This is a genomic window from Propionicimonas sp., from assembly GCF_047606205.1.
Classification (GTDB): Bacteria; Actinomycetota; Actinomycetes; order Propionibacteriales; family Propionibacteriaceae; genus Propionicimonas.
Window position 1 is genome coordinate 1 of record NZ_JASGES010000138.1, and the last position, 24271, is coordinate 24271.

A 24271-nucleotide genomic window follows, 5' to 3' on the forward strand; every position below is an offset into this window, starting at 1 on the left:
CACATCTTGTGGGCGATAGTGGCCCTATGCCCCAAGGTGTGGCCGCAGCAGATCGCCCGATCCGGCGCGCCGCAGCCGGGACATGATTGTTCAGCAGTCTCCTAGGGCCCTGCCGGGCTCCGAAGCCCACCCCCCAAACCGCCGTCCCCATCGCAGGGGACGGCGGTTTCGCGTCCGCGGCCACCTCCGCCTCCGGCGCCGACGGGATCCGTCGCCGTACCTGTGCCGGGTCAGCTCCCCGGCAGGGACAACTTGGGCCCAGGTGCCGCACGGAGAGCGGCCTGCGCCGCCACGAGGCGGCGCCGGCAGGCCGGAGCGACCGATGATCATACCTAGTCAGGCGACAGTGGTGTCGTTTCACCGTGGTCAATCTCACAGACCTCAAGTTGTCTCTACCCCACCAAGACAGGACTTCGTATGGTGAGCGGGAACTCAAGGAGGAGCCGGCAATGGATGCTGTCAACACCGTCGTGTGGACACCGCTCGACAGGGCGAGCTCCACGCCGGTCTGGCTCCAGATCTGCAGCCAGATCGAGAACCTGATCCGCGAGGACACCTGGACCGAGGGAACCCAGCTCCCGAGCGAGCCCCAGCTGTGCGAACAGTTCCATGCCTCCCGGACCAGCATCCGCACGGCGATCGACCACCTGCGGGCCGCGGGGCTGGTCTACTCCCGTCGCGGATCGGGCACCTACGTCGCCGGGCTGGCCGGCTCGCCCAACTGGGTCCTGCCCACGACGGCGAGCGTCCTGGGCGGCGTCAACCTGCACGGCAAGAGCCCGCTGGAGTCGATCGTCCTGCGGGGACGCATCGAGACGCTTCCGCCGTGGGCGGTCCGGCTCCTGGAGTGCAACGTGGGCGAGGAGGGATTCGCACTCGAACGTCTCCGCTTCCTGCGCGGGCAGCCGGCCGTCCTGGTCACCGACTACCTTCCCCGGTGGTTCATCGGGCTCCTCGCCGACCTGAGGGACCCTCGCGCCAGCCTCTTCGAGAAGCTCGGCTCGGTGGCCGGCGTCAGGATCACCCACGTCCGGCGCACCATCGAGGCAGCGGCCACCGACCACCACACCTCCCCGCTCCTGGAGATCGAGGAGGGGCGCCCGATCGCCATCGTGGAGGCCGTCGCCTTCGGGGACGGGGAACGCCCGGTCGCCGCGTCCCGCGCCCTCGTCCGCACCGACCGGCTCCGTCTGTGCGCCGACAGCATCGAGCCTGCGGGCGCCTGGGAGACGCCGCGCGGCTCGGACATCGCGGACGTCCCGACCCGTCCCTTCGCCAACCCCGCAGTCATCCACCGACGCCGCCCGGAGGGGACCGGCCGCGGCACCGAGTACCGCTCCCGCGGCTTCACGGGCGCGACCAGCCGCTGACCGGCGACACAACCGGCCAGCCAGCACGAAGGAACGTGATGTACTTCAGCGAATCGATCCTGCTGCTCCAGGACGCGGCATCAGACCGCGACGACGCCCTGCGGCGCCTGGCCGGCGAGTTCGTGTCCCGCGACCTCGTCCTGGCCAGCTTCCCCGACGCGGTCCTGGACCGTGAGCAGCGCTACCCCACCGGCCTGGATCTCGGCGACGTCGCCGTGGCCATCCCCCACACCGACGCCGAGCACGTCGTCACCGACCAGCTCGGGTTCATGTCGTTGCGGCACCCGGTGACGTTCCGGCAGATGGGCGACGCGACCGCGACCGCGGACGTGTCGCTGGTGATCATGCTCGCGCTCCACAAGAGCGAGGACCAGATCCCCATGCTGCAGAAGCTCGTCGAGCTCATCCAGGACCCGAAGAGCGTCGACACCCTCCGCACCACCACCTCACCGCTCGAGGTGGTCGAGACGTTCGCCAGAGCCGGCCTGCGCTGACCACCGGCCCCACCACGACAAGAACACCAGAAAGGGAACCAAATGAAGCGAATCCTGCTCGCCTGCGGATCCGGGATCGTCACGTCGACGGCCGTGCGGTTCAAGATCGAGAAACAGCTGGATGACCGCGGCTACAAGGGCCAGTACAAGATCGAGCAGTGCAAGATCGCCGAGGTCGTGGCGAAGGCACCCGGCTACGACTTCGTGATCTCCACCACCCTCAAGCCGGACAACCTGAAGATTCCCTTCGTGCGCGCGGTCTCCTTCCTGACCGGTATCGGCACCGAGGAGACCATGACCGAGATCCTCGGCCTGATGGACGCCTGAATTCACCGTCCGTACCCCGTTCCCCACTCACCTTCCTGATGCACGACCCTTCCCTCCTTCACCACACCTGAAATCCGCTCACCACACCTGAAAGCGAGGCAGTCGCAGGACCATGGACACCTTCCTCAGCGTTTTCGAATTCATCAAGGACCTCGGGGCATCGGTGATGATGCCCATCATCATCCTGATCTTCGGCCTGTTCCTGCGGGCGGGCTTCGGCCGTTCGCTGCGCGCGGGCCTCACCGTCGGCGTCGGCTTCATCGGCCTGAACCTGGTCATCGGGGCCATGTCGGAGAACCTCGGCCCCGCCGTGCAGGCGATGGTCGAGCACTACGGCCTGAAGCTCTCCGTGATCGACGTGGGCTGGCCGGCCGCGGCCGCCATCGCGTTCGCGTCCACGGTCGGCCTGGTGATCATCCCGGTCGGGCTGCTCGTGAACGTCGTGATGCTGCTCACGAACACCACCCAGACCGTCGACATCGACATCTGGGACTACTGGCACTTCGCCTTCACCGGGGCGCTGGTCGCGATCCTCACCGGCAGCCAGGTGATCGGCGTCGTCGCCGCCGTCCTCAACATGATCATCATCATGGTGATCGGTGACGTCACCGCCCCGCACGTGCAGAAGAGCCTGGACATGCCAGGGATCTCGCTGCCGCACGGCTTCTCGGCCGCCTACGCGCCGATCGCATGGGTGTTCAACAAGCTGTTCGAGATGATCCCGGGCGTGCGCAACATCAACATCAACATGGAGAAGGCGCAGCGCCGCTTCGGTGTCTTCGGTGAGCCGATCATCATCGGCACCGCACTCGGCCTGATCATCGGCGTCGTCGCCGGCTACGACGTGAAGGGCGTGCTGGTGCTCGGCATCACGATGGGCGCGGTCCTCGTCCTGATCCCGAAGATGGCGGCGCTCCTGATGGAGGGCCTGCTGCCGATCTCGGACGCGGCCTCGGACCTGATCAGCAAGAAGTTCCGCAACCGCGGCAAGATCTACATCGGCCTCGACTCCGCCGTCGGCGTCGGCCACCCGATCACCCTGTCGGTGTCGCTGATCCTGGTGCCGGTGGCCGTGTTCCTCGCCGTCATCCTGCCTGGCAACACGGTGCTGCCGTTCGCCGACCTGGCGGTGATCCCGTGGATGTTCGTGCTGATCACGCCGCTGGTGCGGGGCAACGGCTTCCGCGCCCTGGTGATCGGCGTGATCGTGCTGGCCGTCGGCCTGCTGATCTCCTCCAACCTGGCCCCCCTGTTCACCCAGGCCGCGATCGACGCGAAGTTCACCATGCCGGACGGCGCCACGATGATCTCCAGCATCTGCGACGGGGCGAACCCGCTCACCTGGGCGATCGTGCGACTGCAGGACCTCGGGATCTTCGGCCTGATCATCGTGGGCGTGATCGCGCTCGGTCTGGCCTTCTGGAACCGCGTCCGGATCCTGAGGGAGGCCCGCGAACTGCGCGAACTGGCCGAGGTGGGCGCCGATGCCTGAGCAGACCGTGTTCACCCACAACTCCTCGCTCTACGCGTCCCGTGTCTACGGCGAGGGCATCCTTGCCGCGGTCGTGGCGGTCGTGTCGGTCGAGCGCCTGGTCAACGGCGGCGCCTGGTCGATGCTGTGGCTGATCCCCCTGGTGGTCGGCACGTACGCGGCACTGCGACTGCTGCTCACCGGCAGTGTGCCGAGGACGATCGAACTGACCGGGGACCAGCTGGTGTTGTCGGACGCGCGGAAGTCCCGCACGTACGCACTCGCCGACCTGCAGGAGTTCCGTGTCCGCGAGTTCCGTGCCAGCGACACGATCTACCTCCGGCTGCAGCCCAGAGGCGGTCGTGAGCAGAAGTACTGGATCGAGTGGAAGGCCTACTCCGACAGCGACGAACTGGTTGCCGGGATCCGTGCCATCGACATGCGGCTCCACCCCGACTCGCTCAAGGTGCGGGCAGGGCTGACCGGCTACACGCCCGCAGAAGGCACCCGGCATGCATGAGCGGCAGAAGGAGGAGGTGATCAGCACCGGGCGAATGCTCGACCGCTACGGGCTGGTCGCCCTCTCCGGCGGAAATGTCAGCCTCCGGGTGGGCGAGCACATCCTGGTCACGCCCTCCGGACTGATGTACGAGCAGCTCACACCGGACGACGTCCCCGTCCTGACCCCGGCAGGGGACGTCGTGGAGGGCGACCTGCGTCCTTCGGTGGACACCGGGGCGCTGCTCCACATCTACAACGCCATGCCGGAGGTGCAGGCGGTCATCCACACCCACCAGCCGTACGCGACGGCACTGGGGCTGTCGATGGACGAACTGCCGTGCTGCGTCACCACCATGGCCAACGCCGTCAAGGGCCCGGTGCGGGTGGCGTCGTTCACCTCGGCGGCGACGGAGGAGATGGGCGTCCAGGCGGTCGCGAACCTGGACGGCCGGCTGGCCGTCGTGCTGCGCAAGCACGGTGTGATCGCGATCGGTGCCACGCTCAAGCAGGCGCTGTACGCGTGCGTGTACCTGGAGGAGGCCGCGAAGACCTACGCGGTCGCCAAGTCACTGGGCGAGCCGGTGGACGTCCTCACCGACGAACAGGTACGAGAGGCGGTGGGCGTCTTCGACAACTACGGGCAGAGCGGTGCGGGCGCCGACTTCCGCAGCGTCGGGTCGACCCGGTGAGCCGCGTGGGCGACGACGTGGCCTGACCGGGAAGAGAACCGTCCCCCTGTCGTCGCCGGGATGAGGTCGCCCTCCTTGCAGAGGCTGCCGAACTCGCAGACACCGCCCCGGGCTTGCGGAGCGTCTGCGAGTTCGAGCAGCGTCTGTGCGGGGTGCCGGCTACTCGCCGAGGGTGATGTCGACCAGGAGTTCGGCGGCCAGGCGTTCCAGGTCGGCCTGGATGCCTGCCGGATCCGCGCCGGAGGGCACGGCGGCGACCACCCGCGCCTCGAACAGACGGCCCCCCGACATCGGCGCCTCCCGCGACTCGCTGGTGAGGCGCTCGATGCTCACGCCGTGGCGGCTCAGCACTGCGGAGATGTCCCGCACGATGCCCGGGTGGTCGTTGCCGAGGACGTTCACCGTGAGCTGGCGCGGCGGCTCGGCCGCGGAAGACTGTGTCCCGGCGTGCGCGGTGACCGTGAGCAGGCCGTCCAGCGCCCGGAGCGCGGAGACGAGGTCCGCGCTGCGGTCATCGGGGACGGAGACGACGACGATGCCGGCGAAGGTGCCCGCCAACTCCGCCAGTTCGCTGTGCTCCCAGTTGCCGCCATGGGCGGAGACGACGTCAGCCAGGGCGGCGACGAGACCGGCGCGATCGTCGCCGACGACGGTGAGAACGAGGTTGGCCACGTCGGCATGCTACCCAGTCGCTGCGCCTGCCGGCCCCCGGACGCTGGGAGACTGCTGAACAATCATGTCCCGGCTGCGGCGCGCCGGATCGGGCGATCCGCAGCGGCCACACCTTGGGGCATAGGGCCACTATCACCCACACGATGTGGCCTTGCAGCTCATCCCGCCCGGCACGTCCTCGCTCGGAACAGCATTGATCAGCAGCCCCCTAGAAGGTGACCCTCGCCCGCGCCAGCCGGTCGGCGAGCGGCTCGGCGACGCCCTCGAACAGTCCCGGATCGACCACCCGCCCGGACAGGTGGCGGAGGAACTCGACGGCGTCGGCGGTCACCTCTGTGGGCGCGGGCGCCCGGTCACCCAGGAGCCACGCACCGCCGGCGGGACCGGTCAGGGTCAGCACCGCGGCCGGCCCGTCCCAGCGCAGCCCCAGGGCGCGCACCACCTGCGCGACCACCTCCGCGTCCGACGGGTCCTGCGTCACCACGGATCCGGTGGCCCGTCCGATGTCGTGGCGGTGCATCCAGCAGTCGCGCGGCAGCACGACATCGGCCAGATAGCCGAAGGTGGCCTTCCCCGGCAGCCCGGCGACCCCCGCCAGCGGGATCCGGCGGGCCCATACGGGCGGTACGGCGCGAGGGGTGTCCCGGCGCAGCGCGTCGAGGAGCTGCATCGGCGTCCAGCCCGCGCGCGCCCGGAGTGCGGCCTGGTTGGTGCCGTCGAGGAAGGTGCGGCCTCGGTCGTGGACGAGCCAGGAGGTGGTGAGCGAGACGTAGGCGAGCGGGTTGCGGATGTACACGAGCTCGCCGGCGATGTGGGCGGCGATGTCGCGGACGCGCCACGGCACACACTCGGTCGCGGCATCCCACTGGCCGGGAGCGAGCTGCTCGAGTTGGGCGATCAGGGCGCGGCGCTGGGCGAGCGCCACCCGAGTGCCCCGTTCCGGCGGGGTGGGCGGCAGGGCGGTGGCGGCGATCGGGTCGGTCATGGGCGGGCTCCTCGTGCCGGGCCGCCGGCGGCGGACCCGTGCCCGACACTCTGCGCCGCCGCACGGCGGTCGACAAGACCCGCCGCCGCACCATTCCGCTGGAGCCGGTTCGGTGTCATCCTGTGGGAATGACGGTGTCACCGTTGCCGCGCCACGGATCGTCACTGACCGGCAGGGACCGGCCGGGGCGGACACTGCGGGTTGCCCAGCATCCGCAGTCGGGGCGGGTGGTGCTCTCGATCTGGCAGGACCACACCTGCCTGGCCACGGTCCGGCTCGCCCCCGAGGACGTGGCCGCCCTGGTCGGCGAACTCGCCCGCTCGCTCGTGCTGGACGGTGCCGAGCCGGCGCGCGACGCCGGCTGACCCCCGCTCCGGCCGGCTCAGGGGGCTCCGGGGCGGGCGTGGACGGTGTGGGTCTCTCGCGCGCGCAGCCAGGGCAGGGCGGCCACGAGGGTGATCGCCCCGGTGACGCCGAACGCGAGCGTGTAGCTGCCGTGGTCGACCAGCAGGCCGGCGACCACCGGGCCGATGATGGATCCGGAGTCCTGGGCCATCTGGAAGGCGGCGAGGGCGGGCCCCCCGTTGCGCTCGCGTCCCACCACGTCGGCCAGCACGGCCTGCTGGGCGGGGTTGAGGACGCCGGCGCCGACCCCGGCGACCACCGAGAGCAGGACGAGGGTGACCAGGCCTCCCGCGAGCCCGGTCAGCGCGGTCGCGACACCGGAGACGATCAGTCCACCCACGATGAAGGGTCGGCGCCCGGCCCGGTCGGCCCTTCGTCCGGCGAAGGCGAGGCCGGCCGCGTTGCCCACCGCGAAGACGGCCAGCGCCATCCCGGCCACCCACGGCTGGGTACCGATGACGGCGGTGGCGAACAGCGGCAGGATCGCGTTGCGGACCCCGAAGTTGCCCCAGCCGTTGGCGAAACCCGAGCCGAAGGCGGCTCGGTAGGCGCTGTCCCGCCACGCCTCCCGCACGGTCAGGGCGGGAAGGCTGGGGCTGCCCGGCGGCGGTCGCAGGGCCGCGTGGCGGAGGAAGACGGCGACGATGGCCGCGGCGAGGAGGAGGGTGACGGCGTAGACGAGGAACGGCACGCGCAGGCCCAGGCTGCCGAGCGCACCGCCGACGACCGGTCCGGCGACGCCGCCGAGCAGGAACGCCGTCGCGTAGGCGGAGGAGACGCGGGCCCGGATGGCCACCGGAGCGAGGCGGACGAGGAGTGCGACCGCGGAGACGGTGAACATCGTCGACCCGATCCCGCCGAGGCCACGGAAGAGCAGCAGTTGGGCGTAGTCCTGGGCGAACGCGGTCGCCCCGGTCGAGACGGCGACGATGACCAGGCCGGCGAGGTAGACCGGACGCTCGCCGAGCCGGGCGATCAGCCGGCCGCCGGCCGGGGCGAAGACGAGCCGGAAGAACGCGAACGCGCTGACGACCACGCTGGAGGCGAACGCGCCCACCCCGAAGCTCTGCGCGAAGGTTGGCAGCACCGGGGTGATCAGCCCGAAGCCGACCGCGATCACGAAGGCGGCGGCCACCAGCACCCAGATCTCGCGCGGGATCCGCGAGGGCCCGTCCGGCGGGGCAGCGACGGGTTCCTCGGGCACGGTCACCCAGTATGCCGCCGACGAAGGACGCGGGCGCTGCCGCGCCGGTCAGCGACCGAACCTCCCTGAGGGCAGAGCGGCGCTCACGCCGACGCGCGCCCTTCGAGCGGGGGCGTCTCTCAGGCCAGGAACAATTCCCCGAGGATGGGAACCGTGCCGACCTCGAAGATGAGGACCACGTCCCTGCCGGCGGTCTTGCAGGTAAGGGACTCAGACGCGTCCTCGTCCGCCGGGTCCGGTTTGTCCACCCGGCAACCAGCCGCCGCCGCATCACTCAGCAGCTGCCCCAGATCATCGTGCTCCCAAGACGCGTACACCTCGCCACCTGAGTTGCAGCTGTCGCCGACGCCATCGAACCTCAGGCTCGGTATCCGGGTTCGCAGCTCCTTGACGGCGTTGTCCAGCTGCGCCCGTGCAACATCCCCACAAGAAGGCGCGATCACAGTCGCTCTCAGCCACCAGAATGCGAGCCCGCCGCCCACTACCAGCGCGAAGGCGGCCACGATGACCCAGGATGAGACCTGACCGAACCTGTTCATCTGCCCGCCGACTCTGGCGGAGTCTGCCCACCAGACTCGCTCGGCCCAAGGATGCCACGGCTCCTCAATCCTCGCGCCGGAAAGCTACCCGTCACGCCAGAGTTGGCCCGCCGCCGTTGCCGCGAACCTCGGGACGCTGCACACCATGTCGGCCCGGCCCTGCAGCGCCGCTGCCACGACGTGGCGGTCGTCAGGATCCGGGAGGGAGATGCCGGCAACCAACTCCTCCCAATCCGTGACGCAGGCGCCCTCAAAGGTGGCCTGCATGGCGTCGGCTCGCGACCGCGCCGGTCCCGAAGCGAGCTCCGGATGGATCATTCCGATCGCATCCACCATCTCGTCGAGCACCCCATCGCTCCAGAGCGGCCGGTAGAGGCCGGCCTCGGCCAGGCGAAGCGGCGTGTCGGCCAACGAGATCGGGACCAGCACGCACGCATCGAGGAACGCGCTGTAGCGGGCCACGACTCAGCTGGCCCGACGCTTGCGGGCCGTCCGCAGGGCTTCCCGGTAGTCGGGAACCTCGTCGTAGAGCCCTGCGGCAGCCGCGTCCGCGGTCATCTGGTCGAGAGTGGTGCGGCGCTCCTGGCGCTTGCGGCTCTGATAGTCGAGAACGTCACTGAGCCGCACCCTGCGATGCCGGCCGGTCGCAGGACGCTCGTAGGCGATCTCGCCCTTCTCGAGCAGCTTCACCAGGGTCGGCCGGCTGATGCCGAGGAAGTCGGCGGCCTCCTGCGTGGTGAGCCGCTGATCGAGAGGTGCGACGGTGATCGCCTTTCCCGCTCTCATCGATTCCACGACTTTCACCAGCACCTGGTAGGCCTCCATCGGCAGCGGCACTGTCTGGCCGTCGGGCCCCAGCAGGGCGGCCGGCTCCGCGACGTTCGCCAGGAAGCGGGAGAGGTCAAGCATCGCCTCCATGTCCGCCGGTGGCAGGACTTGAACCGGCCAATGTGGTCCCTCCAATGTGCCTTTCACAAGCACAAACGGATGGCGCAGCCGAACCGTTTCGGCCGCCGTGCATCTTGCGTGCAATATCGATTGGTGAATCAGGCGACGGGATCGAGGCGCCGCACCGTGGGCACCCCGCCGGCACGCTCGGCAGCGAGGTCATGGGCCGACTGCATCGCCAGCCAGGCACGGGCGGTGCCGACGCCGGCCTCTTCCAGACGGACGGCCAGGTTCGGACTCACCCGCGCGTGACCGTGCAGGACCCTGCTCAACGTCACCCTGGAGATGCCCAAGCGTGAGGCGGCCTCGCCGACACTCATGCCGAGGTCACCAAGGACGTCCTCGCGCAGGATCTCGCCGGGGTGCACCGGGTTCTTCATCACCATGTTCAACTCCCTCCTCAGTGGTAGTCCTGGTAGTCGACGAGTTCGACCTCGCCGTCCGCGAATCTGAAGGTGATCCGCCAGTTCCCGTTGACCCAGATCGACCAGTGGCCGGCGAGGTCGCCCTTGAGCTGGTGTGACCGGAACGACGGGATCGCGAGATCGTCGGGACCCTGAGCCACGTCGAGCAGCGACAGGATACGCAGCAGCTTCGGGACGTGGTCGGCCTGGACGCCCTTCTTCGAACCTTCGCGATACAGCCGCTCCAAACCCTTGTGCCGGAAGCTGACGATCACCGCCCTAGTGTATCGCGTAGCGCTACACGCTACAACGGTCCAGAATCTGCCACACACCCGGTGCAAAGCGGCACACGCAATGTGCATTGCCGGTCGAGCATCGATTCATTGGCACGAAACGTACGCCTGCGGTCGGGACTGGCCGCTGACCGAGTAGCTCAGGCTCGAGAACGTCCTGGTGCAGCGCGCCACGCTCGACGTAGCTGCGGCGCGAAGGCCAGCCCGTTTCTGCCCTCTCCTGCCTCCTTCTGACCACTCGCTCGACCTGCTCAGGACAAGCGTAGCCACCAGTCAGGGAAGCGGGGCGGTGAGGTTCGTGGATCTCCCGGAGATGTGGTGGGCCTAACTGGACTTGAACCAGTGACCTCTGCCTTATCAGGGCAGCGCTCTAACCGACTGAGCTATAGGCCCGGGATGCGTAGCACGCAAGTGAGTACGTTACCGACTCCGCTCTGCGGGCTCAACTTGAGGGGCGCGGGGAAGCCGTGGTGAGTCCCCGGCGACCTCGGACCTTCCTGGCCACACAGCTCTGCCCGGCACTTCGGCGCGCGGGCGGAGCCGGCGATCCTTCGAACGGAAGAGGGGCTCTTTCCGGCGTCAGTCCTCGGCGAGGGTGAGCTCCAGGCCGCCGAGGATGTTGGCGCTGAGGTTGTAGAGGAACGCGGTCAGGGTGCCGAGCGCGGTCGAGATCACCACGTTGATCACCGCCAGGAGGGCCGTGATGCCGAGCACCTTGTTGGTGTTGACGTAGTCCTCGATGCGGAACGTCGACTGGGCGTTGGGGCTGGAGATGATGTTCACGATCGCCTCGTTGATCGCATCGAACAGGCCCGAACTCACGATCACCGTCCACACGACCGACACGGCCACCCAGAACATGATCCCGAACGCGATCGAGAACAGGAACGACGTCTTCATCACCGACCACGGGTCGATCTTCGACAGCCGCAGCCGTGCCTTCCGCGTCCGGCGCAGGCCGGACTTCTTCGGCTTCTCCGACGTTGCCGCCACCGGTGCCGCAACCATCGCGGCGGCCGGAGCGGCGATCGTCGCGTCGACGAGTGGGGTCGGGCCGGCGAACGGCGCCGCGGGCGCCGTCACCGCGGCCGGACGGTCCCCGCCCTTCCCGGACGCGTCCCTGCCGGACGGAGCGGGTGCGGACGGCTGCGCCGGCGCGGGCCCCTCGTCGGTGATCCGGGGCAGCCGGACGACCGTGTCGCCCAGGCCGCCGTCACCGTAGGAGGACTCGGCGCCCTCGACGCTCCACTGCGGGTGGCTGTGCTCCGTCTCCGTCGCACCTCCCGCGGTGCCCTGTCGTTCAGTCACCCTGCTCCTCCTCGGCCGTCGACTCGTCAGCAGCTGTCGCCGCCTGCGGCTCCTGGGCCTCAACCGTACCCTCCGTCGCGTCCTCGCCGACAGCCGGGACGCTCTCCGCCTCCTCAGCGCTCGACTCCGGATTGAGGGCGATCACGGACACCGCGTCGTCGCCGGTGACACCCACGAACTTCACGCCCATCGTGTCGCGGCCCTTCGCCGGGACCTCGGCGACCGCCGAGCGGGTGATCTGGCCACTCACCTTGATCGCGATCACCTCGTCCGACTCCTGCACGACCAGTCCGCCGACCAGCGACCCGCGCTCGGAGTTCAGCTTCATCGCCTTGATGCCCAGGCCGCCGCGCCCCTGCTGCCGGTACTCCCGGACGGGCGTGCGCTTGGCGAAGCCCCCGTCGGTGACCGTGAACACGAACCGGTCGTCCTCGGGCATGTCCGCGTCGATCACCGACATGCTCAGCAGCGCGTCGCCGTCGCGGAACTTCATCCCGGTCACGCCGGAGGTCGCCCGTCCCATCGGACGCAACTGCTCGTCGTCCGCCGCGAACCGGATCGCCTGGCCCTTCCTGGACACCAGCAGGACGTCGTCGGCAGGGCTGCACAGCGCCGCCCCGATCAGCTCGTCGTCGGCCTCCCTGAAGTTCACCGCGATCACACCCGCCTGGCGCGGCGAGTCGTAGGCCCGCAGCTCGGTCTTCTTCACCAGCCCGTTGCGGGTGGCCAGCAGCAGGTACGGCGAGTCGTCGTAGCCGCGCAACGTCAGCACCTCGGCGATCCGCTCGTCCGGCAGGAAGCTGAGCAGGCCGGCCACGTGGCCGCCCTTCGCGTCCCTGCCCGCCTCCGGGAGCTGCCACACCTTCGCCCGGTACACCCGGCCGAGGTTGGTGAAGAACAGGATCCAGTGGTGGTTGGTCGTCGCGAACAGGTGGTCGACCTCGTCGTCCGCCCGCAGCGTCGCCCCGCGCACGCCCTTGCCGCCCCGCTTCTGCGTCCGGTACTGGTCCGAGCGGGTCCGCTTGGCGTAGCCACCGCGTGTGATCGTCACCACCATGTCGTCGTCGGGAATGAAGTCCTCGTCGCTCAGGTCACCGTCGGCCGCCACGATCCGCGTCCTGCGCTCGTCACCGTACTTGTCGACGATCTCGCCGAGCTCGTCGGAGATGATCTGGCGCTGCCGGGCCGGCTTGTCGAGGATGTCCTTCAGGTCCTCGATCAGCAGCTCGATCTCGGCCAGGCGGGCGATGATCTGCTCGATCTCCATCGCCGCCAGCCGGCGCAGCTGCGTGTTCAGGATGTGCAGCGCCTGGTCGTCGTCGATCCCGAGCAGGTCCTTCAAGCCCTCCCGCGCGGCCTCCGCCGTCCGGGACGCCCGGATCAGGGCCAGCACCTCGTCCAGCCGGTTCAGTGCGGCCACCAGGCCGCGGTCCAGGTGGGCGCGCTTCTCCGCCTCCTCCAGGCGGTACTGCGTGCGCCGGCGGATCACCTGCACCTCGTGCTTGATCCAGTGGCTGATGAATTGGTCCAGCCGCAGCGTCCGCGGCACCTCGTCGACCAGCGCCAGCATGTTGCAGCCGAACGTGTCCTGCAGCTGCGTGTGCTTGTACAGGTTGTTCATCACGACGCGTGGCTGCGCGTCCCGCTTCAGCACGATCACCAGCCGCTGGCCGGTCCGGGCCGACGTGTCGTCGCGGATGTCGGCGATCCCGCTCAGCTTGCCCGCGTTCACCAGCTCGGCGATCTTCACCGCCAGATTGTCGGGGTTGCACATGTACGGCAGTTCGGTGACGACGAGGAGCGTGCGACCGTTGCGGTCCTCCTCGATGTCGATCACCGCGCGCATGGTCACCGACCCCCGACCGGTGCGGTACGCGTCCTCGATGCCCTTGCGGCCCACGATCAGCGCGCCGTTGGGGAAGTCCGGGCCCTGGATCCGCTCCATGGCGGCCTCCAGCAGCTCCTCCTTGGACGCCTCCGGGTTCTCCAGCGACCACTGCACGGCCGCCGCGACCTCGCGCAGGTTGTGCGTGGGGATGTTGGTCGCCATGCCCACCGCGATCCCGGTGGAACCGTTCACCAGCAGGTTGGGGAACCGCGCCGGCAGCACCGACGGCTCCATCTCCCTGTTGTCGTAGTTCGGAGTGAAGTCGACGGTGTTCTCGGTGATGTCCCGGACCATCTCCATGGCCAGCGGCGCCATCTTGCACTCGGTGTACCGCATGGCGGCCGCCGGGTCGTTGCCGGGGGAACCGAAGTTGCCCTGCCCCGCCACGAGCGGGTGCCGCATCACCCACGGCTGGGCCAGCCGCACCAGGGTGTCGTAGATCGCGGAGTCGCCGTGCGGGTGGTACAGGCCCATCACCTCGCCGACCACGCGCGAGCACTTGTTCCAGCCGCGGTCGGGACGGTAGCCGCCGTCGTACATCGCGTAGAGGACACGCCGGTGGACGGGCTTGAGGCCGTCCCGCACGTCGGGGAGCGCGCGGCCCACGATCACGCTCATCGCGTAGTCGAGGTAGGAGCGCTGGATCTCGACCTGGAGGTCGATCTCCTCCGTCTTGGCCTGCGTGGGGGCGAGCGCCTGCTCGTCCTCGGCAACGATCTCGACGTCGGTCGGTTCGTCGGGGCCGTCAGTCATGGTGGTTCTCCTTCATCGCGCTTCCGTGTGCGTGGGGCGCGGTCAGATGTCGAGGAAGCGGACGTCCTTGGCGTTGCGGGTGATGAAGTTGCGCCGCGGCTCCACCTCTTCGCCCATCAGGATCGAGAACATCTCGTCGGCGCTCGCGGCGTCCTCGAGGGTCACCTGCAGCAGCGATCGCTTGGCCGGGTCCATGGTGGTGTCCCACAGGTCCGCGGCGTCCATCTCGCCCAGCCCCTTGTACCGCTGGATCGGGTTCACCTGCGGCAGCTTCTTGCCCGCCGCGATGCCGGCGTCCCGCAGGCTGTCCCGCTCCTCGTCGGAGTAGGCCAGTTCGTGCGGCGCGTTGGTCCAGCGCAGCCGGAACAGCGGCGGCTGGGCGAGGTACACGAAGCCGCCCTGGATCAGCGGCTTCATGAACCGGAACAGCAGCGTCAGCAGCAGCGTGCGGATGTGGGCGCCGTCCACGTCGGCATCGGCCATCAGGACGAGCTTGTGGTAGCGCAGCTTGTCGACGTCGAAGTCGTCCTGCACGCCGGTGCCGAGGGTGTTGAAGATCGCCTCGACCTCCTTGTTCTGCAGGATCTTGTCCAGGCGCGCCTTCTCGACGTTCAGGATCTTGCCCCGGATCGGGAGAATCGCCTGGGTTCGCGGGTCGCGTCCGCCCTTCGCCGAGCCGCCGGCGGAGTCGCCCTCGACGATGAACACCTCGCACTCGGCCGGCTCGGTGGACGAGCAGTCGGAGAGCTTGCCGTACTGGCCCTTGTTCAGCAGTCCCTTGCGGCCGCGGGCCAGATCACGCGCCTTCCGGGCGGCCACCCTGGCCGTCGCGGCGGCCTGGGCCTTGCGGACGATGTCCTTGCCGTCGGAGGGAAACTTCGCGAACCAGTCGCCGAGCAGGTCGTTGACGACCTTCTGGACGAACGAGCGCGCCTCGGTGTTGCCGAGTTTGGTCTTGGTCTGGCCCTCGAACTGCGGTTCGGCGAGCTTGACCGAGATGATCGCGGTGAGTCCCTCGCGGATGTCGTCGCCGGAGACCCGGTCCTCACGCTTCTTGATCATCCCCCAGGTCTCGCCCCACTTGTTCACCGTGTTGGTGAGCGCGGCCCGGAAGCCCTCCTCGTGGGTGCCCCCCTCGTGGGTGTTGATCGTGTTGGCGAACGTGTGGACGCTCTCGTTGAACGAGGTGTTCCACTGCATCGCCACCTCGAGGCTCATCTTCTGCTCGGCCGACGCCGCGTCGATCGCGATCACCCCGGGGTGGATGGTGTCCTTGCTGCCGGTGAGGTACTTCACGTAGTCGATCAGGCCGTCGGAGTACACGAAGGTCTGCTCGCGCAGCGTGGCCGCGGCGTCGAGCTCGTCCTCGTCGTCCTCCCCGACGGCGGCGGCGCGGCGGTCGGCGATCGTGATCTTCAGGCCCTTGTTGAGGAACGCCATCTCACGGAACCGGGTGGCCAGCGTCTCGTAGGAGTAGGTGGTGGTCTCGAAGATCGTCGGGCTGGCATAGAAGGTGACGATCGTCCCGGTCTCCTCACTCGGCTCCAACTGCTCGAGCGGGGCGACCGGGTCGCCCAGGCGGAAACTCTGCCGCCAGTGGTAGCCGTCCCTGCGCACATCCACGGTGAGGCTGTCGCTGAGCGCGTTCACCACCGAGACGCCGACGCCGTGCAGGCCGCCGGACACCTTGTAACCGCCGTCGCCGAACTTGCCGCCCGCGTGCAGCATGGTGAGCGCGACGGTCAGCGCCGAGATCTTCTCCTTCGGGTGCTCTCCGACCGGAATGCCGCGGCCGTTGTCGGTGACCCGGATCCCGCCGCCGTCGAGCAACTCGATCAGGATGGAGTCGCAGTAGCCGGCCAGGGCCTCGTCCACGGCGTTGTCGACGACCTCGTACACCAGGTGGTGCAGGCCCCGCTCCCCCGTCGACCCGATGTACATGCCGGGACGCTTGCGGACGGCCTCCAGGCCTTCCAGGACGGTGATCGCGGAGGCGTCGTAGCTGCCGGCGGCGACGTGCGCGGCATCGGCAGCGGACAGGGTGACGTTGGGCTCGTCAGTCACTGAGAACCTTTCGGACGTGAGAAAGCGCCACCGGCGAGGTCTTCGTCGCGGCGCGCTCCAGAACATCCACAGTCTACCTGATCGCCCGCGAAATCCCGGGCTCCGAGACCGTGCGTTGCGGCCTCAGCGGCCTGATTTGGCGTTCCCGAGGCTCTCGCGGGGCCCCGGCCAAGGTCGGATACGCGTCCGGGGCCCTCAGACGGCCAGATCGCCGCCGCCCGGGCGCGGAGTCACCGGAATCTCGGCCGGTCGCGGCAGGCGGGGATCCCGGCGACTCGGGAACATCGGGAACCTCAGGCGGTGACCTCCGTGCGGTCGCCGGACCAGAGCGTGTGGAAGGTGCCCGGCCTGTCCACGCGCTGGTAGGTGTGGGCGCCGAACAGATCGCGCTGGCCCTGAATGAGGGCGGCGGAGCTCCGCTGCGCCCGTAGTCCGTCGTAGTACGCGAGGCTGGACGCGAACGCGGGCGCAGGGACGCCGCTGCGCGCGGCCTGCGCGACCACCCGTCGCCAGGCAGCGAGTCCGTCGCCGACCACCGTGGTGAAGTACGGGTCGGCGAGCAGCAGCGGCAACCCCGGATCCCGCTCGTAGGCCTCGGTGATCCGGTTCAGGAAACGGGCACGGATGATGCATCCGCCCCGCCAGATCCTGGCCATCGCACCGCGGTCGATGTTCCACCCGTACTCGGCGCTCGCCGCAGCGATCTGGTCGAAGCCCTGCGAGTAGGCCACCACCTTGGACGCGTACAGCGCCGAGCGGACGTCCTCGATGAACTGGCTGCGGTCGAGGATCCCGAACGCCTCCGCGTCGCCCGGCAGCGCCTTCCTGGCGGCCTCGCGCTGCGGCAGCGAACTCGACAGTGCGCGAGCGAAGGTGGCCTCCGCGATCCCGGTCACGGGGACACCGAGGTCGAGCGCGTTCTGGACCGTCCAGCGGCCGGTGCCCTTCTGGCCGGCCCGGTCGACGACGACATCGATGAACGGCGTCCCGGTCTCCGCGTCCGTGTGCCGCAGCACCTCGGCGGTGATCTCGATCAGGAACGACTCCAGGTCACCGGTGTTCCACTCCGCGAAGATGTCCCCGAGTTCGGCCGGGGACGCGCCCAGCCCCCGCCGGAGCAGGTCGTAGGCCTCCCCGATCAGCTGCATGTCGGCGTACTCGATGCCGTTGTGCACCATCTTCACGAAGTGGCCGGCGCCGTCCGGACCCACGTGGGTGCAGCACGGCACGCCATCCACGTGCGCGGAGATGCTCTCCAGCAGCGGACCGAGGCTGGCGTAGGACTCGGCGGGTCCACCGGGCATGATCGCGGGCCCGTTGAGGGCGCCCTCCTCGCCGCCGGAGATGCCCGCGCCCACGAAGAGCAGGCCCAACTCCCGCAGCGCGGCCTCACGGCGGATCGTGTCGGGGAAGTGGGAGTTGCCGCCGTCCACGATGATGTCGCCGGGTTCCAGGTGCGGCACCAGGGATTCGATGGTCGCGTCCGTCGCGTCGCCGGCCTTGACCATCATGATGATCCGGCGCGGACGCTTCAGGCTGGCCGCGAAAGCGTCCAGGTCCTCGGTCGGGACGAAGGCCCCCTCGCTGCCGTGAGCCGCGACCAGGTCACGGGTGCGGGCCGCGGTGCGGTTGAACAGCGCGACCGTGTGCCCGTGGTGCGCGAAGTTGCGGGCGAGATTGCTGCCCATCACGGCCAGTCCGACGATGCCGATGTCGGCACTCGCCCCAGGTGCTCGGGTCTTGTTCATGACGTGGTTCCTTTCCGGTCAGACGACCAGGCTGAGCAGCATGACCCCGGCGAGTCCGGTGACCGAGAGGACGGTCTCCATCAGCGACCAGGTCTTGAAGGTCTGACCGACGGACATCCCGAAATATTCCTTGACCATCCAGAAACCGGCGTCGTTCACGTGGCTGAGGAAGACCGAGCCGGCGCCGATGGCCAGCACCATCAGCGCGGTGTGGGTCGGCGAGAGCCCGGCCGCGAGCGGCGCCATGATGCCGGAGGCGGTGATCGTGGCGACCGTGGCGGACCCGGTGGCGAGGCGGATCAGAACCGCCACCAGCCAGCCGGCGAACAAGGGCGGCAGGGCGGCGTCCACGAGCCCCTTTGCGATCACGTCGGCGATGCCGGAGTCGACCAGGGTCTGTTTGAAGCCGCCGCCCGCGCCCACGATCAGCAGGATGCCGGCGATCGGTCCGAACGACGACCCCACCAGCTTGCTGACCTCCTCGCGGGTCTTCGACAGGGCGAACCCGAGGGCCACCATCGCGACCACCGTGGTGATCGACAAGGCGATCAGGGGCGTGCCCACGAAGACGACGGCCTCGCCGGCCGGGGTCTTGTCCATGCCCGTCATCTCGACGACGGTGCGGGCCAGCATGAGGACGACCGGGAGCAGGACGACGCTCAGCGAGGCACCGAACCCGGGCCGCTTCGCACCCTGGGCGGGTCCCCCTGAGCCGAGGACGTCCGCGCGGGCCTCGATCGGCACCCATGTCGCCATGATCCTGCCGAGCACCGGGCCGGCGATGATCACGCACGGGATCGCGACCAGCAGGCCGAGGCCGAGGGTGAGGCCGAGGTTTGCCTCGAGGGCGTCGATGGCGATCAGCGGCCCGGGGTGCGGCGGCACCAGCCCGTGCAGCGCGGAGAGGCCGGCGAGTGCGGGAATGCCGAGCAGGATCACGGGCAGCTTGGCCCGCCGGGCGGCGAACATCACCACCGGGATCAGGATCACCACACCGACCTCGAAGAACAACGGGATGCCGACGACGAAGGCGATCAGCGCCATGGCCCACGGCAGACGCTGAAGCGGGGTCCTGGCCAGGATGGTGTCGACAATGACGTCCGCGCCGCCCGAGGCCACCAGCAGGGTGCCGATGATGGAACCCAGGATGATCAGCAGGCCCACCCCCGACAGGGTTGAGCCCAGGCCGGTGGTGAAGCTGGCGAACAGGTCGGCATAGGGCACGCCGGCGCAGACCGCCATCACACCCGAGCCCGCCATCAGGGCGAGGAAGGGGTGCACCTTGAGCCAGACGATGAGGACCACGATGGTCGCGATCCCGCCGAGCGCGGCGAGGATCAGGGGAACGGGCATGGACGGACTCCTTTGTCAGTGGGTGGTGGGGCTGAGGGTGAGGGCATCGAGGGCCGCGGCCACGATGGCGTCGACCGGGGCGTCGATGTCGACGGCGGCGCCGGCCTCGTCACCGCCGAGGGGTTCCAACGTCGCGAACTGGGACGGCAGCAGGGAGGCCGGCATGAAGTGATTGGCCCGCGCGGCCATTCGCTGGGCCAGCAGCTCCTCGCTACCGGTCAGGTGGAGGAAGACGGTGCGGCCCGGAGCGGTGCGCAGCCGGTCGCGGTAGACCCGGCGCAGCGCGGAACAGGTGACGATCGTGTCCAACCCGGCCCGGTCCTGCTTCGCCGTCCAGTCGACGATCGTGTCGAGCCACGGCCAGCGGTCATGGTCGGTCAACGGGGTGCCCTCGCTCATCTTCACGATGTTGGCGAGCGGGTGGAACTCGTCCCCCTCGGCGAACGGCCAGCCGAGAACGTCCTGCAGGGCTCTCGCCACGGTGGACTTGCCGCAACCGGCAACCCCCATGACGACCAGATGGGTGTGCGTCATCGTCGACCTTCCTCACGCTTCGTCGCGTCCAGTGTGATGACCATAGACCTGATAAGTAATCTCTTTCAAGAGTTAGAGAGTATTTGAATGGCGTTCGGTCGTTCCTGTGCCGCGACTGGTACGCTCCATCCGTGTCTGGCAAGGGGATTCGATGAGCACGGGAGCACAACTCCTGCACCAGCCGATTGCGCGCGAGTTGGGCGTCGAGGTGATCGAGCGGGTATGGGCCCCCGGCTCGGCGCGGACCCTGGAGGAACTCCAGAACCGATACGGCGTGTCCCGCACCGTCGCCCGCGAGGTGTCGCGGCAGCTCGAAGCGATGGGGCTGGTGAGCAGCCGGCGCCGGCTCGGCCTGGTCGCGCAGCCGATGGCCGCCTGGAGCGCGCTGGATCCCCTGCTGATCGACTGGCGGTTGCACTCCAGCCATCGCGAGGACCAGATCCGCTCCCTCACCCAGCTACGGCTGGCCGTCGAGCCCGCCGCGGCGGAGAGCGCCGCCCGGCACGCGTCCATTCACACCCGTGCCCGGCTGTTGCCGTTGGCCGCGGAACTGCGACGCACCGGAGAAGCCGGTGACCTGCAGGACTTCATGGCGTTCGACATCGAGTTCCACCGGCTGCTGCTGGAGTCCTGCGGCAACGAACTGTTCGCCGCGCTCAGCCCGCTCGTGGCGGTCGTGCTCCAGGGCCGCACCGAGCTGGGCCTGATGCCCCCGCAGCCGAAGCCGGAGGCGCTGGACGGCCACGAGGCCGTCGCCGAGGCGGTGTTCCGCGGCGACCCGGAGGCGGCCCGGGCGGCCATGCAGCGCATCCTCGACGAGGTGCGCTCCACCTTCACCGATGCCGGTGAGAGGGCGGGAGCAGTACCCACGGCACGCCCGGCCTGAGTTGCCGGCCGCGGCCGGTCGGCAGGTCCAGGAGCGGGCACCCGACCCGGCAACGCCCGACCCGTCCGAACGCCCGTCCGGCGACCGTCACGACACGATCAGCCGTAGGTGTCCCGCGGACCGCGGCCTGGCACCGAGCGGCGTCCTCGCTTCCAGCTGGGCGCCTCCGGCCCGATCACCACGACCCGCGACACCGTGCCCTGGCCGAGCTGTTCGTTCAGCGTCGCGACCAGTTGCGGAGCGATCGTGCGCAGGGAGGTCGCCCACGTCGTCGACTCCGCGCGAACGGTCAGGATGGTGTCGGCGTAGCCGACCGGCTGGGAGTGCTCGGCGTTCACCTGTCCGACCAGCGCCGGCCAGCGGGCCAGCAGTTGGTGGACGCTGACCTCGCGCGTCCACCCCTCCTCCTCGATGACCTCCTTGAGCAGGTCGCCCAGCAGCGCCGGATCGTCGGGCCGCTGCACCGGCCGCCGCTTCTTCGGAGCGGGTTTCGGGGCCGCCCCGCGGGCGGCGCGGGCGATCCGCCTGGCGAGGTCCATGCCCTGCGGGTCGTGGTCGGCTCGTTCGTCAGTCATCGGGGATCTCCGCGACGGCGCCGCCCGGCGACGGCGGGTGATCCAGCGCGGCCTCCCCCTCTGGGGCCGCGGTGCTTCCGTCCGGGACCAGCCTCACCTCGCCAGCGTGCACCCGGAAGCGGCGACCCGCCAGCCGTGCGGGCACATCGGCGGGTACTGCGGCAGTGATCAGGACCTGCTCGGCGCCGACGATCAGATCGGCCAGGCGTTCGCGACGGGTCTCGTCGAGCTCGGCGAAGACGTCGTCGAGCACCAGCACCGGCTCCACGCCGTCCTCGCGCAGCAGTGCGAATGCCGCCAGCCGGAGCGCCAACGCCGTCGACCAGGACTCCCCGTGCGACGCGTAGCCCTTCGTCGGCAGGTCGCCGAGGGTGAGGGTGAGATCGTCGCGGTGCGGGCCGACGAGGCACACGCCCCGCGAGATCTCCTCGCCGCGGCGCTCGAGCATCGCCGCAGTCAGGATCGTGGCGAGTTCGGCCGCCGGCGGGCTCGCGTCCACCACGTCCGCCGGCACCGACGACGACTTGTAGCTCACACCGGCGACATTGTTGGTCGGCGCGATGTCGGCGTAGGCCCTGAGCAGGTGTGGACGCAGCGCCTCCAGCGTGGTCAGCCGTGCGGCCACGATCTCGGCACCGAAGGCGGCGAGTTGGCCGTCCCAGACGTCGAGAGTCGCGGCCACGTCCTCGGTGACCGCCCGCGGACCGCGTCCCGACAAGGACTTCAGCAGGGTTGAGCGTTGTCGGAGAACCCGGTCGTAGTCGGCCCGGACGCCGGCCAGCCGCGGCCAGCGCGCCACGACCAGGTCGTCGATGAAACGGCGGCGCTCGCTCGGGTCGCCCTTCACGATCGAGAGATCCTCCGGCGAGAACAGCACCACCCGCAGCGCGCCGAGCAGGTCGCGGGGCCGGCGCAGCGGCGTCCGGTTCAGGGCCGCCTTGTTCGCCCGGCCGGGGATCAGCTCGATCTCCAGCAGGAGGCTGCGGGCGTCGTCCAGGCCGGCCTGGACACGGGCCCGCGCGATCGCCCGCTCGGCGCCGGCACGCACCAGCGGCGCCTCGGTCGCGACCCGGTGCGAGCCCAGCGTCGCCAGGAACTCCACCGCCTCGACGAGGTTGGTCTTGCCCTGGCCGTTGGCGCCGGTGAACACGGTCACGCCGGATTCCAGCGGGACCTCGGCGAGGGTGTAGGAGCGGAAGTCGGCCAGGCTCAGGTGGGTGACGAACACGTCGGCTCCCCCCGTCGTCCTCCGTCCCGCCCGCGCGCGGGTGGTCTCACGCCGGCAGGCGCATGAGCATGATGACGTGCTTGTAGTCGCCGTTCGGCTCGCCGTCGAGCTCGTTCAGGCCGGTCAGCAGGCACGGCTTGCCCGGCTGGGTGAACGAGAACTGCACGTACGGCGCGTCGAGCGCCGACAGCGCATCGGAGAGGTAGTGCGGATTGAAGCCCGCGGCCGTCATCGACAGGCCGGCGCCGGTGGTGTCCTCCACAACCGCCTCCAGCGCCTCCACCGCCTGCGCCTGGTCGCCGGTGGCCGCCTCGAGCGTGATCGAACCGTCCCCGATCAACATCCGCAGGGAGGTGTTGCGCTCGGCGACCAGCGCGACCCGCTTCACCGCCGCGATCACCTCGGCGGTGTTCGCCCGCACGGCGACCGACGCCTGCACGTTCATCAGGTGCCGCACCTTCGGGAACTCGCCGTCCAGGAGCCGGGTGGTGATCTGCCGCAGCCCGGCCGTCCCCGTCCCCTCGAAACCGATCAGGCCGTCGCCGGTCGCGGCCGAGGACAGGCTCAGCGTGACGTTCTCGCCCGCGGTCATGCTCTTCGCCGTCTCGGCCAGGACCCGGGCGGGAACGAGTGCCGCGCCCTCCCCGCCGCTCGAGCGGGGCGCCCAGTCGAGCTCCTTCAGCGCCATCCGGTACCGGTCGGTCGCCAGCAGGGAGAGGGTGTCGCCCTCGATCTCCATCCGGACGCCGGTGAACACCGGCAGCAACTCGTCGCGGCCGGCGGCGACGACCACCTGGCCGACCGCTTTCGCGAAGTCCTCGCTCGGGATCACGCCAGTCGCGTCCGGCATCTCGGGCAGTGCGGGGTAGTCGGCCACGGGCAGGGTCTGGAGCGTGAACCGTGCGGTCCCGCAGACCAGTTCCATCCTGGTTTCATCGGCACTGATGTCCACCGGCTTGTTCGGCAGCGAGCGGGCGATCTCGGCGAGCAGGCGTCCGGAGACCAGTGCGACGCCGTCGTCGGTCACGTCCGCCTTCACCGTGATCTGGGCGGACGTCTCGTAGTCGAAGCTGCTCATCACGACCTGGCCGCCGGAGGCCTTCACCAGCAGGCCGGCCAGGATCGGCACACTCGGACGGGTGGGCAGGCTGCGCGCCGCCCACTGGACTGCTTCGGCCAGGACGTCGCGATCGAGACGGATCTTCACCATTGCTCCCTTGGAACTCACACGCGTGGTCGGTTGATCATATCGGCGCAGGCGGGGGCCAGCTGCCTGACGGTGCTTTCCCCACCCTGTGCAGCGCGCGACTTTGAAGATCAGGGGATCTCTATCAATTCGTCGTCGTCACAGCAGGTGTGGATTCGGTGGACGGCGGGCGAACGTGCTCGTCGCGCGGCGTGTCGCCTGTGGAGAGGAACTGTGGACAACCCGAAATCACACGGGGAGGATTTGCGGACGACGTCCGCACCCTCCGCGGCCGTGCACAGGAGGGGCGAGTTTTCCCCCGGGTTATCCACAACGGTGTACAGGCGACACAGCCCCGGCACAGTCCCACCGCGAGCCCAGGACGGTCGCCCCGGCGCCTCCCGCGAGGCAACCGTCCTCCCTCGCCGACGCCGCGCGGCGACCTT

General features: G+C 69.5%; 25 protein-coding genes and 1 tRNA gene. 8 read left to right on the plus strand and 18 right to left on the minus strand.

What is annotated here, in order from left to right:
- Positions 1–449 precede the first annotated feature (449 nt).
- The 6 genes from QM633_RS08690 to QM633_RS08715 all read left to right on the plus strand — a co-directional run bounded on the left by QM633_RS08690 (position 450) and on the right by QM633_RS08715 (position 4852).
- Positions 450–1370: a GntR family transcriptional regulator gene (locus QM633_RS08690; RefSeq protein WP_415153356.1), complete on the plus strand. Its 921-nt coding sequence runs from the start codon at positions 450–452 to the stop codon at positions 1368–1370.
- Positions 1371–1408: 38 nt separating this feature from the next.
- Positions 1409–1864, plus strand: coding sequence for a PTS sugar transporter subunit IIA (locus QM633_RS08695; RefSeq protein WP_415153357.1), 456 nt, complete (start codon positions 1409–1411; stop codon positions 1862–1864).
- A gap of 42 nt (positions 1865–1906) precedes the next feature.
- Positions 1907–2191 (plus strand): PTS sugar transporter subunit IIB, encoded by a 285-nt coding sequence (locus QM633_RS08700; protein WP_415153358.1) that lies wholly within the window; start codon positions 1907–1909, stop codon positions 2189–2191.
- Positions 2192–2303: 112 nt separating this feature from the next.
- Positions 2304–3683 (plus strand): PTS galactitol transporter subunit IIC, encoded by a 1380-nt coding sequence (locus QM633_RS08705; RefSeq protein ID WP_415153359.1) that lies wholly within the window; start codon positions 2304–2306, stop codon positions 3681–3683.
- Positions 3676–4182, plus strand: a complete 507-nt coding sequence (locus tag QM633_RS08710) for a hypothetical protein (protein ID WP_415153360.1) — start codon at positions 3676–3678, stop codon at positions 4180–4182. The genes QM633_RS08705 and QM633_RS08710 overlap by 8 nt, the downstream gene beginning before the upstream one ends.
- On the plus strand, positions 4175–4852 hold the full coding sequence (locus QM633_RS08715) for a class II aldolase/adducin family protein (RefSeq protein ID WP_415153361.1): 678 nt from the start codon (positions 4175–4177) through the stop codon (positions 4850–4852). Before QM633_RS08710 ends, QM633_RS08715 begins: the two co-directional genes overlap by 8 nt.
- Positions 4853–5011: 159 nt before the next feature.
- Here the strand turns inward: QM633_RS08715 and QM633_RS08720 are convergent, their stop codons facing one another.
- Both QM633_RS08720 and QM633_RS08725 read right to left on the minus strand, forming a co-directional pair.
- Positions 5012–5524: a glycine cleavage system protein R gene (locus QM633_RS08720; RefSeq protein ID WP_415153362.1), complete on the minus strand. Its 513-nt coding sequence runs from the start codon at positions 5522–5524 to the stop codon at positions 5012–5014.
- Positions 5525–5732: 208 nt separating this feature from the next.
- The gene (locus tag QM633_RS08725) at positions 5733–6509 is read right to left on the minus strand and encodes a maleylpyruvate isomerase family mycothiol-dependent enzyme (protein ID WP_415153363.1); all 777 of its coding nucleotides are present in this window, start codon (positions 6507–6509) and stop codon (positions 5733–5735) included.
- A gap of 128 nt (positions 6510–6637) precedes the next feature.
- Here QM633_RS08725 and QM633_RS08730 point away from each other — a divergent pair, with 128 nt between their 5' ends.
- Positions 6638–6874: a hypothetical protein gene (locus QM633_RS08730; protein ID WP_415153364.1), complete on the plus strand. Its 237-nt coding sequence runs from the start codon at positions 6638–6640 to the stop codon at positions 6872–6874.
- A 17-nt stretch (positions 6875–6891) separates the two neighbouring features.
- Here QM633_RS08730 and QM633_RS08735 read toward each other — a convergent pair whose 3' ends face one another.
- The 13 genes from QM633_RS08735 to QM633_RS08795 form a co-directional block, all read right to left on the minus strand.
- The gene (locus QM633_RS08735) at positions 6892–8118 is read right to left on the minus strand and encodes an MFS transporter (protein ID WP_415153365.1); all 1227 of its coding nucleotides are present in this window, start codon (positions 8116–8118) and stop codon (positions 6892–6894) included.
- A 119-nt stretch (positions 8119–8237) separates the two neighbouring features.
- Positions 8238–8657, minus strand: coding sequence for a hypothetical protein (locus tag QM633_RS08740; RefSeq protein ID WP_415153366.1), 420 nt, complete (start codon positions 8655–8657; stop codon positions 8238–8240).
- 84 nt (positions 8658–8741) lie between these two features.
- Positions 8742–9119, minus strand: coding sequence for a PIN domain-containing protein (locus tag QM633_RS08745; protein WP_415153367.1), 378 nt, complete (start codon positions 9117–9119; stop codon positions 8742–8744).
- A gap of 3 nt (positions 9120–9122) precedes the next feature.
- Complete coding sequence (locus QM633_RS08750) at positions 9123–9566, minus strand: helix-turn-helix domain-containing protein (RefSeq protein WP_415153368.1); 444 nt, start codon at positions 9564–9566, stop codon at positions 9123–9125.
- Between the two features lie 137 nt (positions 9567–9703).
- Positions 9704–9991, minus strand: coding sequence for a HigA family addiction module antitoxin (locus QM633_RS08755; RefSeq protein WP_415153369.1), 288 nt, complete (start codon positions 9989–9991; stop codon positions 9704–9706).
- A gap of 14 nt (positions 9992–10005) precedes the next feature.
- Complete coding sequence (locus tag QM633_RS08760) at positions 10006–10284, minus strand: type II toxin-antitoxin system RelE/ParE family toxin (protein WP_415153370.1); 279 nt, start codon at positions 10282–10284, stop codon at positions 10006–10008.
- A gap of 334 nt (positions 10285–10618) precedes the next feature.
- Positions 10619–10695, minus strand: a tRNA-Ile gene (locus QM633_RS08765).
- A 186-nt stretch (positions 10696–10881) separates the two neighbouring features.
- Positions 10882–11610, minus strand: a complete 729-nt coding sequence (locus tag QM633_RS08770) for a DUF3566 domain-containing protein (protein ID WP_415153371.1) — start codon at positions 11608–11610, stop codon at positions 10882–10884.
- Positions 11603–14251: a DNA gyrase subunit A gene (gene gyrA, locus QM633_RS08775; RefSeq protein WP_415153372.1), complete on the minus strand. Its 2649-nt coding sequence runs from the start codon at positions 14249–14251 to the stop codon at positions 11603–11605. Before gyrA ends, QM633_RS08770 begins: the two co-directional genes overlap by 8 nt.
- 42 nt (positions 14252–14293) lie before the next feature.
- Complete coding sequence (gyrB, locus tag QM633_RS08780) at positions 14294–16381, minus strand: DNA topoisomerase (ATP-hydrolyzing) subunit B (protein ID WP_415153373.1); 2088 nt, start codon at positions 16379–16381, stop codon at positions 14294–14296.
- A gap of 227 nt (positions 16382–16608) precedes the next feature.
- Positions 16609–18063: an NADP-dependent phosphogluconate dehydrogenase gene (gene gndA, locus QM633_RS08785; protein ID WP_415153374.1), complete on the minus strand. Its 1455-nt coding sequence runs from the start codon at positions 18061–18063 to the stop codon at positions 16609–16611.
- Between the two features lie 18 nt (positions 18064–18081).
- Positions 18082–19416 carry a GntP family permease gene (locus QM633_RS08790; protein WP_415153375.1) on the minus strand — a complete coding sequence of 445 codons (1335 nt, stop codon included), beginning with the start codon at positions 19414–19416 and terminating at the stop codon, positions 18082–18084.
- Positions 19417–19431: 15 nt separating this feature from the next.
- Positions 19432–19950 carry a gluconokinase gene (locus QM633_RS08795; protein ID WP_415153376.1) on the minus strand — a complete coding sequence of 173 codons (519 nt, stop codon included), beginning with the start codon at positions 19948–19950 and terminating at the stop codon, positions 19432–19434.
- Positions 19951–20101: 151 nt separating this feature from the next.
- Here QM633_RS08795 and QM633_RS08800 point away from each other — a divergent pair, with 151 nt between their 5' ends.
- Positions 20102–20836, plus strand: coding sequence for a FadR/GntR family transcriptional regulator (locus tag QM633_RS08800; protein WP_415153377.1), 735 nt, complete (start codon positions 20102–20104; stop codon positions 20834–20836).
- 98 nt (positions 20837–20934) lie between these two features.
- Here the strand turns inward: QM633_RS08800 and QM633_RS08805 are convergent, their stop codons facing one another.
- From QM633_RS08805 to dnaN, 3 genes are read right to left on the minus strand one after another with little or no spacing between them, the layout of a single operon-like run.
- The gene (locus tag QM633_RS08805; protein ID WP_415153378.1) at positions 20935–21411 is read right to left on the minus strand and encodes a DUF721 domain-containing protein; all 477 of its coding nucleotides are present in this window, start codon (positions 21409–21411) and stop codon (positions 20935–20937) included.
- Entirely contained in the window at positions 21404–22639 is a 1236-nt protein-coding gene (gene recF, locus QM633_RS08810) for a DNA replication/repair protein RecF (RefSeq protein WP_415153379.1), read from the minus strand. Before recF ends, QM633_RS08805 begins: the two co-directional genes overlap by 8 nt.
- Positions 22640–22685: 46 nt before the next feature.
- Positions 22686–23846, minus strand: coding sequence for a DNA polymerase III subunit beta (gene dnaN / locus QM633_RS08815; protein ID WP_415153397.1), 1161 nt, complete (start codon positions 23844–23846; stop codon positions 22686–22688).
- Positions 23847–24271: the final 425 nt, after the last annotated feature.

Bases quoted from the DNA above. Each gene is read 5' to 3' on its own strand.
- QM633_RS08690 (WP_415153356.1), top strand. From the start codon at position 450: ATGGATGCTGTCAACACCGTCGTGTGGACACCGCTCGACAGGGCGAGC.
- QM633_RS08695 (WP_415153357.1), top strand. From the start codon at position 1,409: ATGTACTTCAGCGAATCGATCCTGCTGCTCCAGGACGCGGCATCAGAC.
- QM633_RS08700 (WP_415153358.1), top strand. From the start codon at position 1,907: ATGAAGCGAATCCTGCTCGCCTGCGGATCCGGGATCGTCACGTCGACG.
- QM633_RS08705 (WP_415153359.1), top strand. From the start codon at position 2,304: ATGGACACCTTCCTCAGCGTTTTCGAATTCATCAAGGACCTCGGGGCA.
- QM633_RS08710 (WP_415153360.1), top strand. From the start codon at position 3,676: ATGCCTGAGCAGACCGTGTTCACCCACAACTCCTCGCTCTACGCGTCC.
- QM633_RS08715 (WP_415153361.1), top strand. From the start codon at position 4,175: ATGCATGAGCGGCAGAAGGAGGAGGTGATCAGCACCGGGCGAATGCTC.
- QM633_RS08725 (WP_415153363.1), bottom strand. From the start codon at position 6,509: ATGACCGACCCGATCGCCGCCACCGCCCTGCCGCCCACCCCGCCGGAA.
- QM633_RS08730 (WP_415153364.1), top strand. From the start codon at position 6,638: ATGACGGTGTCACCGTTGCCGCGCCACGGATCGTCACTGACCGGCAGG.
- QM633_RS08740 (WP_415153366.1), bottom strand. From the start codon at position 8,657: ATGAACAGGTTCGGTCAGGTCTCATCCTGGGTCATCGTGGCCGCCTTC.
- QM633_RS08750 (WP_415153368.1), bottom strand. From the start codon at position 9,566: ATGCTTGACCTCTCCCGCTTCCTGGCGAACGTCGCGGAGCCGGCCGCC.
- QM633_RS08755 (WP_415153369.1), bottom strand. From the start codon at position 9,991: ATGGTGATGAAGAACCCGGTGCACCCCGGCGAGATCCTGCGCGAGGAC.
- gyrA (WP_415153372.1), bottom strand. From the start codon at position 14,251: ATGACTGACGGCCCCGACGAACCGACCGACGTCGAGATCGTTGCCGAG.
- gyrB (WP_415153373.1), bottom strand. From the start codon at position 16,381: ATGTTCTGGAGCGCGCCGCGACGAAGACCTCGCCGGTGGCGCTTTCTC.
- gndA (WP_415153374.1), bottom strand. From the start codon at position 18,063: ATGAACAAGACCCGAGCACCTGGGGCGAGTGCCGACATCGGCATCGTC.
- QM633_RS08790 (WP_415153375.1), bottom strand. From the start codon at position 19,416: ATGCCCGTTCCCCTGATCCTCGCCGCGCTCGGCGGGATCGCGACCATC.
- QM633_RS08795 (WP_415153376.1), bottom strand. From the start codon at position 19,950: ATGACGCACACCCATCTGGTCGTCATGGGGGTTGCCGGTTGCGGCAAG.
- QM633_RS08800 (WP_415153377.1), top strand. From the start codon at position 20,102: ATGAGCACGGGAGCACAACTCCTGCACCAGCCGATTGCGCGCGAGTTG.
- QM633_RS08805 (WP_415153378.1), bottom strand. From the start codon at position 21,411: ATGACTGACGAACGAGCCGACCACGACCCGCAGGGCATGGACCTCGCC.